Below are 13,188 nucleotides of genomic sequence, written 5' to 3'. Positions count from 1 at the left end.
CGTCTGAGGAGATAGTAATGGAATTGGTAATGAAAGACGCCAAGAGCGCTCTTGAAGTTTCCGAGACTACCTTCGGGCGCGAATTCAACGAAGCTCTGGTTCACCAGGTCGTCGTTGCATATGCCGCAGGTGCCCGTCAGGGTACTCGTGCGCAGCTGACTCGCTCTGAAGTGTCTGGTGGCGGCAAAAAGCCGTGGCGTCAGAAGGGTACTGGTCGTGCCCGTGCTGGCTCCATCCGTTCGCCCATTTGGCGTTCCGGTGGTGTGACTTTTGCTGCTAAGCCGCAAGATCACAGCCAAAAAGTTAACAAGAAGATGTACCGCGGCGCTATCCGTAGCATCCTGTCCGAGCTGGTACGTCAAGAGCGCCTGATCGTTGTTGAGAAATTCGGCATCGAAGCGCCGAAGACCAAAGAACTGATCGCCAAGCTGAAAGAGATGGAACTGACTGACGTTCTGATCGTGACTGCTGAAGTCGATGAGAACCTGTTCCTGGCTGCTCGCAACCTGTACAAAGTTGACGTGCGTGACGTTGCCGGTATCGACCCGGTCAGCCTGATCGCTTTCGACAAGATTCTGATGACTGCTGACGCAGTTAAGCAAATCGAGGAGATGCTGGCATGATCCGCGAAGAGCGTTTGTTGAAAGTTCTGAAGGCTCCGCATATCTCTGAAAAGAGCACCATGGTCGCAGAAAAGCAGAACACTATCGTGTTCAAGATTGCTGTTGATGCCACCAAGGCGGAAGTCAAAGCTGCAGTTGCGAAACTGTTCGAGGTCGAAGTTGAGACCGTCCGTACCCTGAACATGAAGGGTAAAACCAAGCGCTCAGGTGCGCGTGTAGGCCGTCGTTCCGATTGGAAAAAGGCTTATGTGACCCTGAAAGCTGGTCAGGACATCGACTTCATGGGCGCAGCCGAGTAAGAGGAGTTCTGAAAAATGGCAATCGTTAAGTGCAAGCCTACTTCTCCGGGCCGCCGCCACGTCGTTAAGATCGTCAACCAAGAGCTGTACAAGGGTAAGCCCTTCGCCGCTCTGCTGGACAGCAAAAGCAAGTCCGGTGGTCGTAACAACAACGGCCGTATCACCACCCGTCATATCGGTGGTGGTCACAAGCAACACTACCGTCTGGTCGACTTCAAGCGCGACAAAGACGGCATTCCGGCCAAAGTAGAGCGTCTGGAATACGATCCTAACCGTACCGCTAACATCGCCCTGGTGTTGTATGCAGACGGTGAGCGTCGTTACATCCTGGCCCCGAAAGGCCTGAAAGCTGGTGATGCAATCGCTTCTGGTGCTGATGCTGCGATCAAGGTAGGTAACACCCTGCCGATGCGTAATATCCCGGTTGGTTCTACCGTTCACGCCGTTGAGATGAAACCTGGTAAAGGCGCCCAGCTGGCTCGTTCCGCTGGTACCTTCATCCAGATCCTGGCTCGTGATGGTAACTATGTAACTCTGCGTCTGCGTTCCGGCGAAGTACGTAAAGTTCTGGCCGAGTGCCGCGCCACCATCGGTGAAGTGGGTAACTCCGAGCACATGCTGCGTCAACTGGGTAAAGCCGGTGCAAACCGCTGGCGTGGTATTCGTCCGACCGTTCGCGGTATGGCGATGAACCCGGTTGATCACCCGCACGGTGGTGGTGAGGGTCGTAACAAGGGCATGCAGCCTGTGTCCCCATGGGGCCAGAAGGCTAAGGGCTTCAAGACCCGTAAGAACAAGCGTACCGACAAGTACATCGTACGTCGTCGTAACAAGTAATTGTTAACATAGAGGAATCACCATGCCACGTTCTCTCAAGAAGGGTCCATTTATTGACCTGCACTTGCTGAAGAAGGTAGAGAAAGCGGTGGAAAGCGGGGATAAAAAGCCGGTTAAGACCTGGTCCCGTCGTTCAATGATCATCCCGAACATGATCGGTTTGACCATCGCTGTCCATAATGGTCGTCAGCACGTTCCGGTTTTCGTTACCGAAGAAATGATCGGTCACAAACTGGGTGAATTCGCACCGACTCGTACTTATCGCGGCCATGCTGCTGATAAGAAGGCTAAGAAGCGCTAAGGGATAAATGATGGAAGCTATCGCTAAACACCGTTATGCCCGTACTTCTGCCCAGAAAGCTCGTCTGGTAGCCGATCAAGTACGTGGTCTGTCCGTAGACAAGGCTCTGAACCTCCTGACCTTCAGCCCGAAAAAGGCTGCAGTTCTGGTGAAGAAAGTGCTGGAATCTGCCATTGCAAACGCTGAGCACAACGAAGGCGCCGACATCGACGCCCTGCGTGTTGCCACCATCATGGTAGACGAAGGTCCCTCCATGAAGCGCATCCGCCCGCGTGCTAAAGGTCGCGCGGATCGTATCCTCAAGCGTACCGCTCACATCACTGTAGTGGTATCCGACGCTAAGGCTGGGAGATAAGCAATGGGTCAGAAAGTACATCCTAATGGCATTCGCCTGGGTATTACCAAGCCTTGGAATTCTACCTGGTTCGCGAACACCAAAGACTTCGCTGACAACCTGTACAGCGATTTCCAAGTACGCCAGTTCCTGACCAAGGAGCTGAAAAACGCTTCCTTGTCCAAGATCACTATCGAGCGTCCGGCCAAGAGCATCCGTGTGACCATTCACACCGCTCGTCCGGGTGTCGTGATCGGCAAGAAAGGCGAAGACGTTGAGAAACTGCGCAAAGCCGTCGCCGTAATTGCTGGCGTGCCTGCTCAGATCAACATTTCCGAAGTCCGCAAGCCGGAGCTGGATGGCAAACTCGTTGCCGACAGCATCACTTCCCAGCTGGAACGTCGCGTTATGTTCCGTCGTGCCATGAAGCGCGCCGTACAGAACGCCATGCGCCTGGGTGCCAAGGGCATCAAAGTGGAAGTGTCCGGTCGTCTGGGCGGCGCTGAAATCGCGCGTACCGAATGGTACCGTGAAGGTCGTGTGCCGTTGCACACCCTGCGTGCCGACATCGACTACGCCACTTCTGAAGCCCATACCACTTACGGTGTGATCGGCGTCAAAGTTTGGATCTTCAAGGGCGAAGTTCTGGGCGGTCTGGCTGCAGTCAATGCTGCCGCTGCTCAAGAGCAAGCTCCTGCAAAGCCCAAGCGTGACCGTGACAACAAGCGCCGCGCTGCTAAGTAAGGAGATTCGGTAAATGTTGCAACCTAAGCGTACTAAATTCCGCAAGACCCATAAGGGTCGTAACCGCGGTCTGGCCAACTCTGGTAACGAAGTATCCTTCGGTACCTTTGGCCTGAAGGCGACTACCCGTGGTCAACTGACTGCTCGTCAAATCGAAGCAGCCCGTCGTGCCATGACCCGTCACGTTAAGCGTCAGGGTAAAATCTGGATCCGTGTGTTCCCGGACAAGCCGATTACCGAAAAGCCCCTCGAAGTTCGTATGGGTAAAGGTAAGGGTAACGTCGAATACTGGGTATGCCCGATTCAACCTGGCAAGGTTCTGTACGAGATGGACGGCGTTCCTGAGGCCCTGGCTCGCGAAGCCTTCGCCCTGGCTGCTGCCAAGCTGTCCGTTCAGACCACTTTCGTAATTAAGACGGTGATGTGATGAAAGCCCAAGATCTGCGTCAAAAGAGCGTCGATGAACTGAACCAGGAACTGCTGGGTCTGCTGCGTGAGCAATTCAACATGCGCATGCAAGCTTCCACCGGTCAGCTGGCTCAGACTCACACTCTGAAACAAGTGCGTCGTGACGTCGCACGTATCAAGACTGTACTGACAGAGAAGGCAGGTGCGTAATGACTGACAAAATCCGTACTCTGCAAGGTCGTGTTCTTAGCGACAAGATGGACAAGTCCATCACCGTCGCTATCGAGCGCAAGGTAAAGCACCCGATCTACGGTAAGATCATCAAGCGCACTACCAAGCTGCACGTACACGACGAAAACAACGAGTGTAAAGCTGGTGACCTCGTGGAAATCCGCGAATGCCGCCCGCTGTCCAAGACCAAGTCCTGGACCCTGGTTGCTGTCGTAGAAAAGGCCTAATTAGGTTCTTTTTTGCCCAAACGGCCCCCCTTCGGGGCCGTTTGTTTTTTAGGCTACCTTTTCAAAAAGAGCTGTGTTATAGTTTCGCGCCTTTTGAAGGCAGCCAGATCCCGAAAGGGATAAGAAGTAAACAAAGCGGAGCACTAAAATGATCCAGATGCAAAGTATGCTGGGTGTAGCCGACAACTCCGGCGCTCGCAGTGTAATGTGTATTAAGGTTCTGGGTGGCTCGCACCGCCGTTACGCCGGCATCGGCGACATCATCAAGGTTTCCATCAAGGAAGCCATTCCTCGCGGTAAAGTGAAGAAAGGTGATGTGTATAACGCGGTGGTCGTACGCACCCGTAAAGGCGTTCGTCGTCCGGACGGCTCTGTCATCCGTTTCGACAACAATGCGGCTGTTTTGCTTAACGGCAACCAACAGCCAATCGGTACTCGTATTTTTGGCCCGGTGACCCGTGAACTCCGTAATGAGAAGTTCATGAAGATTGTGTCCCTGGCACCCGAAGTACTGTAAGGAGTCGAACGATGGCAGCTAAAATCCGTCGCGAAGACGAAGTGATTGTTCTTACCGGCAAAGACAAGGGCAAGCGTGGCAAAGTCACTCAAGTTCTGATCGCTAAAGGTAAGGTTCTCGTGGAAGGCATCAACCAGGTGAAGAAACACCAGAAGCCGGTACCCGCTTTGGGTCAGGCTGGCGGTATCATCACCAAAGAAGCCCCGATCGATGTTTCAAACGTAGCGCTGTTCAACTCTGCCACTGGCAAAGCTGATCGCGTTGGTTTCCGGATTGAAGACGGCAAAAAAGTTCGCTTCTTCAAATCTACCGGCGAACTTGTGAAGTAATTGGAGTTTAACGATGGCGAAACTGCATGATTACTACAGATCCGATGTAGCACAAGAACTGTCAAAGCAGTTCGGTTACAAGACGATCATGCAAGTCCCTCGGATCGAGAAAATCACCCTGAACATGGGTGTTGGTGAGGCGATTTCTGACAAGAAACTGCTGGAAAATGCTGCTGCCGATATGGCTGCCATTTCCGGTCAGAAGCCACTGATCACCAAAGCTCGCAAATCTGTTGCGGGCTTCAAGATTCGTGAAGGCTACCCGATAGGTTGTAAAGTAACCCTGCGTGGCGAGCGTATGTGGGAGTTCCTGGAACGGCTGATTTGCATCTCCGTACCGCGTATCCGTGACTTCCGTGGCCTGAACGCTAAAGCGTTCGACGGTCGTGGTAACTACTCCATGGGCGTGCGTGAGCAAATCATCTTCCCGGAAATCGACTATGACAAAGTCGATCGCGTCCGTGGTCTGGATATCACCATCACCACTTCCGCGAATACCGATGAAGAAGGCCGTGCTCTGCTGGCTGCCTTTAACTTCCCATTCCGCAAGTAAGGTTAGGGTTATGGCTAAAACATCCATGAAAGCACGTGAAGCAAAGCGTGCGAAGCTGGTAGCCAAGTTCGCCACTAAGCGAACCGAGCTGAAAGCTGTCATTGTTGATATGAACGCTTCTGAAGAAGCGCGTTGGGATGCTGTCTTGCAACTGCAACAGCTGCCCCGTGATTCCAGTCCGTCCCGCCAGCGTAACCGTTGCAATATTACTGGTCGTCCGCACGGTTTCCTGCGCAAGTTTGGCCTGTCTCGCATCAAGGTGCGTGAGCATGCCATGAAGGGCGAAATTCCAGGTCTCAAAAAGGCCTCTTGGTAAGAATCTCGGGAGTTAGACTATGAGCATGCAAGATCCGATCGCGGACATGCTGACCCGCATCCGTAACGGTCAAGCGGCGAGCAAAGTTGCGGTTTCCATGCCTTCTTCCAAGCTGAAAGTGGCAATTGCCAAAGTGCTGAAAGAAGAAGGTTACATCGCTGGCTACTCCGTAGCAGGTGATGTGAAACCGGAACTGGAAATTGAATTGAAATATTTCCAGGGCAAGCCGGTTGTAGAACTGATCCAGCGCGTGAGCCGTCCCGGCCTGCGTATTTACAAGCGCACTACTGATCTGCCGAAAGTTATGGGCGGTCTCGGTGTTGCTATCGTGTCCACGTCTAAAGGTGTGATGACCGACCGTGCTGCCCGTCAGGCAAGCATGGGTGGTGAGATCATCTGCTACGTCGCTTAATAGGAGGTCGGAAATGTCTCGCGTTGCTAAGGCACCCGTCACTATTCCTGCTGGCGTAGAGGTGACTCTGAACGGTCAGGAACTGTCCATCAAAGGTGGTAAAGGTTCTCTGGTTCGTTCCATCCACGCCGGTGTAGAAGTGACCAAAGAAGACAATGTACTGAAGTTCGCCCCGCGCGACGGCATCGCTGGTGCTGACGCTCAGGCCGGTACTGCACGTGCATTGGCTAACAACATGGTAATCGGTGTTACCCAAGGCTTCGAGCGTAAGCTGCAGCTGGTTGGTGTAGGTTACAAAGCCTCCATCAAGGGCAATGCTGTCGCGCTGGCGCTGGGCTTCTCCCACCCGGTAGAGCATGCGTTGCCGGCTGGTGTCACCGCTGAATGCCCGACTGCTACTGAGATCGTTCTCCGTGGTGTGGACAAGCAGCTGGTTGGCCAAGTCGCCGCCGATATCCGTTCTTACCGCGCTCCGGAGCCCTACAAGGGCAAGGGTGTACGCTATGCCAACGAGCAAGTGCGTACTAAAGAAGCTAAGAAGAAGTAAGGTAACACTATGGACAAGAAAGCAGCTCGTCTCCGTCGTGCTACTCGTGCTCGGAAGAAGATGCAGGAACTGGGAGCCACCCGTCTGGTTGTTCACCGTACCCCGCGTCATATCTACGCGCAGGTTATCGCAGCCAACGGTTCCGAAGTTCTGGCCTCTGCTTCTACAGTAGAGAAAGCCATCAGTGAAGCGCTCAAGTCTACCGGTAATGCTGATGCAGCTACCGCAGTAGGTAAAGCTATCGCTGAGCGAGCTATTGCCAAAGGCGTTCAGAACGTATCTTTCGATCGTTCCGGTTTCAAGTATCACGGTCGTGTAGCCGCTCTGGCTACCGCTGCTCGTGACGCTGGTCTTCAGTTCTAAGCTAGGAGTCGAAGATGGCTAAAGTCGAATCTCAAGCCGGCGAACTGCAAGAAAAGCTGATTGCAGTCAACCGTGTTTCGAAAACTGTTAAAGGTGGTCGTATCATGTCCTTCACCGCGTTGACCGTGGTGGGTGATGGTAACGGCCGTGTAGGTTACGGTTACGGTAAAGCCCGTGAAGTTCCAGCTGCCATTCAAAAGGCAATGGAACAGGCTAAGCGTAACCTGAATAAGGTTGAGCTGAACAATGGCACTCTGCACCATCCGGTGCGTGGTGTTCACTCTGGCTCCACCGTGTTCATGAAGCCGGCCTCACAAGGTACTGGTATCATTGCAGGCGGCGCTATGCGTGCCGTGCTGGAAGTTGCTGGTATCCACAACGTGCTGGCCAAGACCTACGGTTCCACCAACCCAATCAACGTTGTTCGCGCAACTGTCGACGCTCTGGTACAGGGTCAATCCCCGGCCCAGATCGCTGCCAAGCGTGGTCTGCGCGTTGAAGAAATTCTGGGGTAATGCGACATGGCTAACACTGTAAAAGTAACTCAAACTCGCAGCTCTATCGGCCGTCTGCCAAAGCACAAGGCGACTCTGCGTGGTCTGGGTCTGCGTCGCATTGGTCACACCGTCGAGCTGGAGGATACTCCTTGCGTACGCGGTATGATCAACCAGGTTTATTACATGGTTAAGGTGGAGGGCTAAGCATGCGTCTGAACACTCTGTCTCCGGCCCCAGGTTCCAAGTCTGCTAAGCACCGTCCGGGCCGTGGTATCGGTTCTGGTCTGGGCAAGACTGGTGGTCGTGGTGTTAAAGGCCAAACCTCTCGTTCCGGTGGCGGCAAAGTCCGCAACGGTTTCGAAGGCGGCCAGATGCCTTTGAAAATCCGTCTGCCGAAGTTCGGTTTCTTCTCTCGCAAGTCTTTGGTTTCTGCCGAAGTACGCCTGAACGAAATCGCCCTGGTAGAAGGTGATGTGGTCGATTTGAGCACTCTGAAGCAAGCCGGTGTTGTTACTAAGAACATCGTTTTCGCTAAAGTTGTTCTGTCTGGCAACATTGACCGTGCTGTGACCGTTCGTGGTCTGTCCGTCACCAAAGGTGCACGCGCAGCCATCGAGGCCGCTGGCGGTAAAATCGAGGAATAATCAGTACAATGGCTAAGAAACCAGGATTGGATGTTAAAGCACAGGGTGGTCTGAGTGAACTGAAGAGCCGTCTGCTCTTCGTTCTCGGGGCGATTATCGTTTTCCGTGCAGGCTCTTATGTGCCGATTCCTGGTATTGACGCCGCCGTACTGGCCGAGTTGTTCCAACAACAGAAGGGCACCATCATTGAGATGTTTAACATGTTCAGTGGTGGTGCACTCTCGCGTGCTTCTATTCTTGCGCTGGGGATCATGCCGTACATTTCGGCATCGATCATTATCCAGCTGCTGACTGTGGTTCACCCCGCTCTTGCTGAACTCAAGAAAGAAGGTGAATCCGGCCGTCGCAAGATTAGCCAATATACCCGTTGGGGCACGCTGGTTTTGGGAACTTTCCAGGCCATTGGTATTGCAACCGGTCTGCCGAATATGATGCAAGGACTCGTGAGTCATCCGGGTTTGGGCTTCTATTTCACGGCCGTTGTGAGTCTGGTCACCGGTACCATGTTCTTGATGTGGTTGGGTGAGCAGATTACCGAGCGTGGGATTGGTAATGGTATCTCGTTGATTATCTTCACGGGTATCGTCGCTGGTCTGCCTCATGCCATTGGCGCTACGGCCGAACAGGCACGTCAAGGGGAATTGCACATCCTGCTGTTGTTGTTGCTGGGCTTGATTGTTTTCGCAGTGACTTACTTTGTGGTGTTCGTGGAGCGTGGTCAGCGTCGTATCGTCGTCAACTACGCCAAGCGTCAACAAGGCCGCCAGGTATTCGCTGCGCAAAGCACACACCTGCCATTGAAAGTGAATATGGCCGGTGTGATTCCTGCGATTTTCGCATCCAGCATCATCCTCTTCCCAGGGACCATTACCTCTTGGTTTGGTCAGGGCGAGGGCAAGGTAGCTGACATTCTGCAGCAGGTCTCTATGGTCCTGCAGCCAGGTCAACCCTTGTATGAGATGCTGTATGCAGCAGCCATTATCTTCTTCTGCTTCTTCTATACCGCGCTGGTGTTCAACCCCCGCGAGACAGCAGATAACTTGAAGAAGAGTGGAGCCTTTATCCCGGGGATCCGCCCGGGCGAGCAGACAGCACGTTACATCGATAAGGTTATGACTCGCCTGACATTGGCAGGTGCGCTCTATATCACCTTTATCTGTCTGGTACCCCAGTTCTTGATGACTGCCTGGAACGTACAGTTCTATTTCGGTGGCACCTCGCTGCTGATTATTGTGGTAGTTATCATGGACTTCATGGCTCAGGTACAAACCCATATGATGTCTCATCAGTATGGTGACGTCCTGAGGAAGGCCAACCTGAAGGGCTACGGCCGCTAAAGGTCGGCGTAGTTACGGAGTTAAGCAATGAAAGTTCGTGCTTCCGTTAAGGCAATCTGCCGTAACTGCAAAATCATCAAGCGTCACGGTGTGGTGCGTGTGATTTGCAGCGAGCCAAAGCATAAACAGCGCCAAGGCTAATTTTTACGGTTAGTACTTGCAACAAATAGTTGTGCTGGCTATTATAGCCAGCCAACTTTTGTTGTGTATTGGTTGACCGCCACGTATCCGCTCACGGGCTTTGTGGTGGTCGTTATCTACTCTACGTAGGAGTGAACAGTGGCCCGTATCGCTGGCATTAACATTCCTGACCATAAGCATGCAGTCATTGCGTTGACTGCGATTTATGGCGTCGGTCGTACCCGCTCCAAGGCCATCTGTGCCGCAGCCGGTATTGCTGAGAATGTGAAAATTAAAGACTTGGACGAAGCTCAGATCGAAAGTCTGCGCGAGCAAGTAGGTAAATTCACCGTTGAAGGTGACTTGCGTCGTCAGATTTCCATGAACATCAAACGCTTGATGGATCTGGGTTGCTACCGTGGTTTGCGTCACCGTCGTAGCCTGCCTGTTCGTGGTCAACGTACCAAGACCAACGCTCGTACCCGTAAGGGTCCGCGCAAGGCTATCAAGAAGTAACGGGAAGGTAGAAAATGGCTAAAACTCCGACTCGTGCTCGCAAGCGCGTTAAAAAGCAAGTGAGCGACGGTATTGCGCACGTTCATGCATCTTTCAACAACACAATCGTGACCATTACTGACCGTCAGGGCAATGCTCTGTCTTGGGCTACCTCTGGTGGTTCCGGTTTCCGTGGTTCCCGTAAGTCCACTCCGTTTGCTGCCCAGGTAGCTGCTGAGCGTGCTGGTGAGATCGCCAAAGAATACGGCGTGAAGAACCTGGAAGTCATGGTCAAAGGTCCGGGTCCCGGTCGTGAGTCTTCCATCCGCGCTCTGAACGCGGCTGGTTTCCGCATCACTAATATTACTGATGTGACTCCGATCCCGCACAACGGTTGTCGTCCTCCCAAGAAGCGCCGCGTATAACGCTGTAGCTACTTGGTCTAGGATTGTTGGAGAAAGAAGATGGCAAGATATATCGGTCCTAAGCTTAAGCTTAGCCGTCGTGAGGGCACCGACCTCTTCCTGAAGTCTGGTGTTCGTGCGATTGATTCTAAGTGCAAGATTGACACCGTTCCTGGTCAACACGGTGCGCGTAAAGCGCGTCTGTCTGACTACGGTGTGCAACTGCGCGAGAAACAAAAAGTACGTCGTATCTACGGCGTATTGGAAAAACAGTTCCGCAACTACTACCGCGACGCTGCCCGTCAAAAGGGTAACACCGGTGAGAACCTGTTGCAGCTGCTGGAAGGTCGTCTGGACAACGTCGTCTACCGTATGGGCTTCGGCGCTACCCGTGCTGAATCTCGTCAGCTGGTAAGCCACAAGGCTATCATGGTAAACGGCCGCGTTGTGAATGTTCCTTCTTTCCAGGTATCCCCTGAGGACGTGATCTGCGTTCGTGAGAAGGCTAAGAAGCAAGCGCGTATCAAAGCTTCCCTGGAAGTTGCTGGTCAGCGCGAGAAGCCGACTTGGGTAGAGGTTGACACTGCTAAGATGGAAGGTGCTTTCAAGCGTCTGCCAGAGCGTTCCGACCTGTCTGCCGACATTAACGAACAGCTGATCGTCGAGCTTTACTCCAAGTAAAGCTAGCTTCTAAAGAGAGGACACAATGCTGGGTTCTGTAACAGATTTTCTTAAACCGCGGCTGGTTGACATCGAGCAAGTTAGCCCGACTCACGCAAAAGTGACTCTCGAGCCGCTTGAGCGTGGCTTTGGTCACACGCTGGGTAATGCCCTGCGTCGTATTTTGCTGTCATCTATGCCCGGTTGTGCGGTTACTGAAGTCGAGATCGACGGAGTACTGCACGAGTACAGCAGCAAAGAAGGTGTACAGGAAGACATACTGGAAATCCTGCTTAACCTGAAAGGTATCGCTGTGAAGCTGGAAGGCAAGGACGAGGTAACTCTGTCCCTGACCAAGTCTGGAACAGGCCCCGTTACCGCTGGTGATATCACTCACGGTGATGAAGTCGAGATCGTAAACCCGGAGCACGTAATCTGCCACCTGACTGGTGCCAATGCTGAAATCAGCATGCGCCTGAAAATTCAGCGCGGTCGTGGTTATGTGCCTGCTTCTGCTCGTGTTCACAACGATGATGAAGAGCGTCCTATCGGTCGCCTGCTGCTGGACTCCGCGTTCAGCCCCATCGTTCGCATTGCCTACAATGTTGAAGCGGCACGTGTAGAACAGCGCACCGACTTGGACAAGCTGGTTATCGACATGGAGACCAATGGTACTCTGGATCCTGAAGAAGCCATCCGTCGTTCTGCCACTATACTGGCCGAACAACTGGAAGCCTTCGTGGATCTGCGCGATGTCAGCGTGCCTGAGAAGAAAGAAGAGAAACCCGAGTTTGATCCGATTCTGCTACGTCCTGTCGATGATTTGGAGCTGACAGTTCGTTCTGCGAACTGTCTGAAGGCAGAAGCAATCCACTATATTGGTGATCTGGTACAGCGTACCGAAGTTGAGTTGCTTAAAACTCCTAACCTCGGTAAGAAGTCCCTGACTGAGATCAAGGATGTGTTGGCCTCCCGTGGTCTGTCTCTTGGCATGCGCCTTGAGAATTGGCCGCCCGCCAGCATCGCTGACGAGTAATCCAGATTACGGGTTTCACAGATTTAGTTAGAAGGATAAGGTCATGCGCCATCGTTTGAGTGGTCGTCAACTGAACCGGAACAGCAGCCACCGTCAGGCTATGTTCCGTAACATGGCCAGCTCCCTGGTTCGTCATGAGATCATCAAGACGACTCTGCCTAAGGCAAAAGAGCTGCGTCGTGTAGTTGAACCGCTGATCACCCTTGCCAAGACCGATAGCGTTGCTAATCGTCGTCTGGCATTTGCCCGCACTCGCGATAACGCGATCGTGGCTAAGCTGTTCAATGAACTGGGCCCGCGCTACCTGGAGCGCGCCGGCGGTTATACTCGCATTCTGAAATGCGGTTTCCGTGCTGGCGATAACGCCCCTATGGCTTACATTGAGCTGGTAGACCGCCCGGCCGCTGCTGAAGCAGCTGCTGAGTGATAAAGAAAAAGCCGGGCTTGTCCCGGCTTTTCTTTTAATGGATTCTGATACTGCCTCAACTGCCTCAACTGCCTCAACTGCCTCAACTGCCTCAACTGCCTCAACTGCCTCAACTGCCTCAACTGCCTCAACTGCCTCAACTGCCTCAACTGCCTCAACTGCCTCAACTGCCTCAACTGCCTCAACTGCCTCAACTGCCTCAACTGCCTCAACTGCCTCAACTGCCTCAACTGCCTCAACTGCCTCAACTATATTTCAGTCTTACTTTATAGAGGGGTCTCTATTCACAAAGTGATCGTTCATTAACCTAGTGTTGAATGCCTGTTTAGCAATTGACGAAGAGAGCTGTAGATAAAGGAAGGCACTTAATCTAGCCCTAATTCTATTCTTTCTGTGGGTAAGTCTGTATAAAAGCTGTGTTTCGTTATGAATAACTAAATAAGTGCCGATTTCTGCAGATTTATTGCCATTTTCCGTCAAAAGAAGCTTGCCAGACAGATTCAACTCCCTATAATGCGCCTCCATCG

The 13,188-nt window shown here is 52.8% G+C and carries 26 protein-coding genes; all 26 read left to right on the top strand.

Going from position 1 to position 13,188, the window contains the following annotated elements; genetic code table 11:
* Window positions 1-17: 17 nt before the first annotated feature.
* The 26 genes from rplD to rplQ all read left to right on the top strand — a co-directional run bounded on the left by rplD (window position 18) and on the right by rplQ (window position 12,661).
* A complete protein-coding gene (gene rplD, locus ACZ9IL_RS16660) occupies window positions 18-623 on the top strand; it encodes a 50S ribosomal protein L4 (RefSeq protein WP_025325386.1) in 606 nt (201 codons plus the stop codon).
* Window positions 620-922, top strand: coding sequence for a 50S ribosomal protein L23 (gene rplW / locus ACZ9IL_RS16655; RefSeq protein ID WP_005319747.1), 303 nt, complete (start codon window positions 620-622; stop codon window positions 920-922). The genes rplD and rplW overlap by 4 nt, the downstream gene beginning before the upstream one ends.
* Before the next feature lie 15 nt (window positions 923-937).
* Complete coding sequence (gene rplB, locus ACZ9IL_RS16650) at window positions 938-1,759, top strand: 50S ribosomal protein L2 (protein WP_033130006.1); 822 nt, start codon at window positions 938-940, stop codon at window positions 1,757-1,759.
* Window positions 1,760-1,781: 22 nt separating this feature from the next.
* Window positions 1,782-2,060 carry a 30S ribosomal protein S19 gene (gene rpsS / locus ACZ9IL_RS16645; RefSeq protein WP_005307960.1) on the top strand — a complete coding sequence of 93 codons (279 nt, stop codon included), beginning with the start codon at window positions 1,782-1,784 and terminating at the stop codon, window positions 2,058-2,060.
* Window positions 2,061-2,070: 10 nt separating this feature from the next.
* Window positions 2,071-2,415 (top strand): 50S ribosomal protein L22, encoded by a 345-nt coding sequence (gene rplV / locus ACZ9IL_RS16640; protein ID WP_033130007.1) that lies wholly within the window; start codon window positions 2,071-2,073, stop codon window positions 2,413-2,415.
* 3 nt (window positions 2,416-2,418) lie between these two features.
* Entirely contained in the window at window positions 2,419-3,138 is a 720-nt protein-coding gene (rpsC, locus tag ACZ9IL_RS16635; protein WP_476004473.1) for a 30S ribosomal protein S3, read from the top strand.
* A gap of 13 nt (window positions 3,139-3,151) precedes the next feature.
* Entirely contained in the window at window positions 3,152-3,565 is a 414-nt protein-coding gene (gene rplP, locus ACZ9IL_RS16630; RefSeq protein ID WP_033130009.1) for a 50S ribosomal protein L16, read from the top strand.
* Window positions 3,565-3,756 carry a 50S ribosomal protein L29 gene (gene rpmC, locus ACZ9IL_RS16625; RefSeq protein ID WP_005319733.1) on the top strand — a complete coding sequence of 64 codons (192 nt, stop codon included), beginning with the start codon at window positions 3,565-3,567 and terminating at the stop codon, window positions 3,754-3,756. Before rplP ends, rpmC begins: the two co-directional genes overlap by 1 nt.
* Window positions 3,756-4,004, top strand: a complete 249-nt coding sequence (gene rpsQ / locus ACZ9IL_RS16620) for a 30S ribosomal protein S17 (RefSeq protein ID WP_476004472.1) — start codon at window positions 3,756-3,758, stop codon at window positions 4,002-4,004. Before rpmC ends, rpsQ begins: the two co-directional genes overlap by 1 nt.
* A gap of 148 nt (window positions 4,005-4,152) precedes the next feature.
* Window positions 4,153-4,521, top strand: a complete 369-nt coding sequence (rplN, locus tag ACZ9IL_RS16615; RefSeq protein WP_005890908.1) for a 50S ribosomal protein L14 — start codon at window positions 4,153-4,155, stop codon at window positions 4,519-4,521.
* Window positions 4,522-4,532: 11 nt separating this feature from the next.
* Window positions 4,533-4,850 (top strand): 50S ribosomal protein L24, encoded by a 318-nt coding sequence (rplX, locus tag ACZ9IL_RS16610; RefSeq protein WP_042652872.1) that lies wholly within the window; start codon window positions 4,533-4,535, stop codon window positions 4,848-4,850.
* Window positions 4,851-4,863: 13 nt separating this feature from the next.
* Window positions 4,864-5,403 carry a 50S ribosomal protein L5 gene (rplE, locus tag ACZ9IL_RS16605; RefSeq protein ID WP_005890912.1) on the top strand — a complete coding sequence of 180 codons (540 nt, stop codon included), beginning with the start codon at window positions 4,864-4,866 and terminating at the stop codon, window positions 5,401-5,403.
* 10 nt (window positions 5,404-5,413) lie between these two features.
* Window positions 5,414-5,719 (top strand): 30S ribosomal protein S14, encoded by a 306-nt coding sequence (gene rpsN / locus ACZ9IL_RS16600; RefSeq protein WP_042652870.1) that lies wholly within the window; start codon window positions 5,414-5,416, stop codon window positions 5,717-5,719.
* A 19-nt stretch (window positions 5,720-5,738) separates the two neighbouring features.
* Window positions 5,739-6,131 (top strand): 30S ribosomal protein S8, encoded by a 393-nt coding sequence (gene rpsH / locus ACZ9IL_RS16595; protein WP_050719327.1) that lies wholly within the window; start codon window positions 5,739-5,741, stop codon window positions 6,129-6,131.
* Between the two features lie 13 nt (window positions 6,132-6,144).
* Window positions 6,145-6,678 carry a 50S ribosomal protein L6 gene (rplF, locus tag ACZ9IL_RS16590; protein WP_005319720.1) on the top strand — a complete coding sequence of 178 codons (534 nt, stop codon included), beginning with the start codon at window positions 6,145-6,147 and terminating at the stop codon, window positions 6,676-6,678.
* A 9-nt stretch (window positions 6,679-6,687) separates the two neighbouring features.
* The gene (gene rplR / locus ACZ9IL_RS16585) at window positions 6,688-7,041 is read left to right on the top strand and encodes a 50S ribosomal protein L18 (RefSeq protein WP_033130012.1); all 354 of its coding nucleotides are present in this window, start codon (window positions 6,688-6,690) and stop codon (window positions 7,039-7,041) included.
* A 14-nt stretch (window positions 7,042-7,055) separates the two neighbouring features.
* On the top strand, window positions 7,056-7,556 hold the full coding sequence (gene rpsE / locus ACZ9IL_RS16580; RefSeq protein ID WP_011704318.1) for a 30S ribosomal protein S5: 501 nt from the start codon (window positions 7,056-7,058) through the stop codon (window positions 7,554-7,556).
* Window positions 7,557-7,562: 6 nt separating this feature from the next.
* Window positions 7,563-7,742 carry a 50S ribosomal protein L30 gene (rpmD, locus tag ACZ9IL_RS16575; protein ID WP_005307985.1) on the top strand — a complete coding sequence of 60 codons (180 nt, stop codon included), beginning with the start codon at window positions 7,563-7,565 and terminating at the stop codon, window positions 7,740-7,742.
* A 2-nt stretch (window positions 7,743-7,744) separates the two neighbouring features.
* On the top strand, window positions 7,745-8,182 hold the full coding sequence (gene rplO, locus ACZ9IL_RS16570; RefSeq protein ID WP_033130013.1) for a 50S ribosomal protein L15: 438 nt from the start codon (window positions 7,745-7,747) through the stop codon (window positions 8,180-8,182).
* Between the two features lie 8 nt (window positions 8,183-8,190).
* On the top strand, window positions 8,191-9,519 hold the full coding sequence (gene secY / locus ACZ9IL_RS16565) for a preprotein translocase subunit SecY (RefSeq protein ID WP_476004471.1): 1,329 nt from the start codon (window positions 8,191-8,193) through the stop codon (window positions 9,517-9,519).
* A 27-nt stretch (window positions 9,520-9,546) separates the two neighbouring features.
* Window positions 9,547-9,660, top strand: a complete 114-nt coding sequence (gene rpmJ / locus ACZ9IL_RS16560) for a 50S ribosomal protein L36 (RefSeq protein ID WP_005319705.1) — start codon at window positions 9,547-9,549, stop codon at window positions 9,658-9,660.
* A gap of 138 nt (window positions 9,661-9,798) precedes the next feature.
* Window positions 9,799-10,155: a 30S ribosomal protein S13 gene (gene rpsM / locus ACZ9IL_RS16555; protein WP_005307991.1), complete on the top strand. Its 357-nt coding sequence runs from the start codon at window positions 9,799-9,801 to the stop codon at window positions 10,153-10,155.
* A gap of 14 nt (window positions 10,156-10,169) precedes the next feature.
* Window positions 10,170-10,559 (top strand): 30S ribosomal protein S11, encoded by a 390-nt coding sequence (rpsK, locus tag ACZ9IL_RS16550; protein ID WP_005319702.1) that lies wholly within the window; start codon window positions 10,170-10,172, stop codon window positions 10,557-10,559.
* Window positions 10,560-10,598: 39 nt separating this feature from the next.
* Window positions 10,599-11,219, top strand: coding sequence for a 30S ribosomal protein S4 (rpsD, locus tag ACZ9IL_RS16545; RefSeq protein WP_033130015.1), 621 nt, complete (start codon window positions 10,599-10,601; stop codon window positions 11,217-11,219).
* 25 nt (window positions 11,220-11,244) lie between these two features.
* Window positions 11,245-12,234 (top strand): DNA-directed RNA polymerase subunit alpha, encoded by a 990-nt coding sequence (locus ACZ9IL_RS16540; RefSeq protein ID WP_476004470.1) that lies wholly within the window; start codon window positions 11,245-11,247, stop codon window positions 12,232-12,234.
* Between the two features lie 43 nt (window positions 12,235-12,277).
* Window positions 12,278-12,661 (top strand): 50S ribosomal protein L17, encoded by a 384-nt coding sequence (gene rplQ, locus ACZ9IL_RS16535; protein WP_005307999.1) that lies wholly within the window; start codon window positions 12,278-12,280, stop codon window positions 12,659-12,661.
* The last annotated feature ends 527 nt before the right edge of the window (window positions 12,662-13,188 follow it).

The organism is Aeromonas sp. TECH754 (genome assembly GCF_056279295.1).
The sequence above is the reverse complement of the archived record's forward strand: the minus strand, read 5'-3'. Positions and strand labels throughout refer to the sequence as shown.